The organism is Glaciecola sp. HTCC2999 (assembly GCF_000155775.1).
Lineage (GTDB): Bacteria > Pseudomonadota > Gammaproteobacteria > Enterobacterales > Alteromonadaceae > Opacimonas.
This window is the reverse complement of the sequence record NZ_DS989811.1, coordinates 60,812-63,186: the sequence shown is the minus strand read 5'-3', so window position 1 is coordinate 63,186 and position 2,375 is coordinate 60,812. Positions and strand designations below refer to the sequence as shown.

At 42.1% G+C, this 2,375-nt stretch carries 2 protein-coding genes; one reads left to right on the top strand and one right to left on the bottom strand.

Features of this window, described 5'->3' with window-relative positions:
* Positions 1-123 precede the first annotated feature (123 nt).
* Complete coding sequence (locus G2999_RS13675) at positions 124-345, bottom strand: hypothetical protein (RefSeq protein WP_010179120.1); 222 nt, start codon at positions 343-345, stop codon at positions 124-126.
* 362 nt (positions 346-707) lie between these two features.
* Here G2999_RS13675 and G2999_RS04345 point away from each other — a divergent pair.
* Positions 708-2,375: NADP-dependent isocitrate dehydrogenase (locus G2999_RS04345; RefSeq protein ID WP_010179118.1), on the top strand; the 1,668-nt coding region annotated here is incomplete at its 3' end.

Genomic DNA, 2,375 nt, shown 5'->3' with positions numbered 1-2,375 from the left:
CAGTTACCACATGCACCCATAGGTGGCATTGCATTAATACTGAAATCGCACTTTCCCATACACGTCACGCCTTTATCGGCTAAACGTGGACCCCAATCACCCGCATCTTGTGTCTTAGGTGCGCTAATACACTGCGGCATGACATGCAGCACATGCACCATTATATATATCTTTACCAGAACGAGGACCTGCATCTGCTGCTGGGCCAGCCGCGGCGGCACGTGCTACATGGACGTTACCTACTGGTTTGATACGATTTTTAATATCATCGTTTGTTTCGAATGCTTGTACACTAAACAAAGTTAATGCAACGACAGCCATAGTGATCAACTGTTTTAATTTCACGAGAAGTTCTCCATTTAGTGATGTAGTTATTAATCTTCTAGCATTATAACGGCAAAAGAGAACAGGGCAATAGCTTTTAGCGATATCCATATCAAAGGTGCAATGCAAGCGTGACAAGCATTTTCAGAAATGTATAAGCATTTGGTATGATAGTTTAGTTCACGCATACAGCATATTTATTAATGTATTGCTTGCTCGACGCGTTGTTACATCTTATTTAAAGGAATATGTTTAGTCGCTCAAACATCACATTTTTCGTATAAAATAGAGTATTACGTAATAATAATTTGCTACAAATCAGTACTAAAGTAGGATATATTATGCCGCTATATTTATCGAGTTGAATTGAAATTAGGAAGATTATGACAACCTCTAACATTATCTACACCATTACGGACGAAGCGCCGGCATTAGCAACATATTCTCTTTTACCTATCGTTGAAGCATTTGCATCTGCGGCTAATGTAGATGTGGAAACTCGTGATATTTCCTTAGCAGCTCGTATCATTGCGCATTTCCCTGAATACTTGACTGCCGAACAGCAAGTAGGTGATCACTTAGCTGAGCTAGGTGAATTAGCGAAGACGCCACAAGCGAATATCATTAAATTACCTAACATCAGCGCCTCTGTCCCGCAGTTACAAGCGGCAATTGAAGAATTAAAAGCAAAAGGCTATGCCTTACCTGATTACCCTGAGTCACCTAAAACACCGGAAGAAGAGGCGATTAAAGCGACTTATGCAAAGGTATTAGGTTCAGCGGTAAATCCTGTATTACGAGAAGGTAACTCTGATCGCCGTGCACCAGCTTCAGTTAAACAATACGCACGTACCAACCCACATTCAATGGGCGCTTGGTCTGCTGACAGTAAATCTCATGTAGCACATATGGATGGTGGTGATTTTTACGGTTCTGAGTTGTCAGTAACGATTGATAAAGCACAAAGCGTTAGTATCGAGTTCGTGGCTAAAGACGGCACTCGTTCAGTATTGAAATCTGATTTAGCGTTACTTGACGGCGAAATCATTGATTCATCTGTCATGAACAAAAACGCGCTAGTCGCGTTTTATGAAAAAGAAATTGAAGCGGCCAAAGAGCAAGACGTTTTATTATCATTGCACATGAAAGCCACGATGATGAAAGTCTCTGATCCAGTTATCTTTGGTCATGCTGTCACTGTGTTCTACAAAGATGTATTCGCGAAGCACGCTGCAACATTTGCTGATTTAGGTGTCGATGTGAATAACGGTTTAGGTGATGTTTACGCGAAAATCGAACAGTTACCAGCTGACCAAAAAGCAGCTATCGAAGCTGATATCGAAGCGGTATATGCGACTCGCCCTGATATGGCAATGGTTGATTCAGATCGAGGTATTACTAATCTGCACGTACCAAGTGATGTCATTATTGATGCATCTATGCCAGCAGCACTTCGTGCTTCAGGGCAAATGTGGGGACCAGACGGCAAGCAAAAAGACACTAAGTTCATGATCCCTGATCGTAACTATGCAGGTGTGTTCCAGTCTGTTGTGGATTATTGTAAAGCCAATGGTGCATTTAACCCAACGACTATGGGTACTGTCCCTAACGTTGGTCTAATGGCACAAAAAGCCGAAGAATATGGTTCTCACGATAAAACCTTTATTCTTCCAGCTGATGGTACGGTAAACGTTTTAGCAGAAAACGGTGATGTATTAATGTCACATGACGTGGAAGAAGGCGATATCTGGCGCATGTGCCAAACGAAAGATATCCCTATCCAAGATTGGGTGAAGCTAGCGGTAACGCGTGCTCGTGCGACCAACACACCAGCGGTATTCTGGTTAGATGAAAACCGTGGCCATGATGCACAGATGATTAAGAAAGTTGAACGTTACTTAAAAGATCACGATACGAGCGGTCTAGAAATCCTTATCAAAGATCCAGTATCAGCTGCAAACTACACGTTAGCCCGCTGTGGTAATGGTGAAGATACTATTTCTGTCACAGGTAACGTATTACGTGATTACTTAACCGATTTATTCCCAATC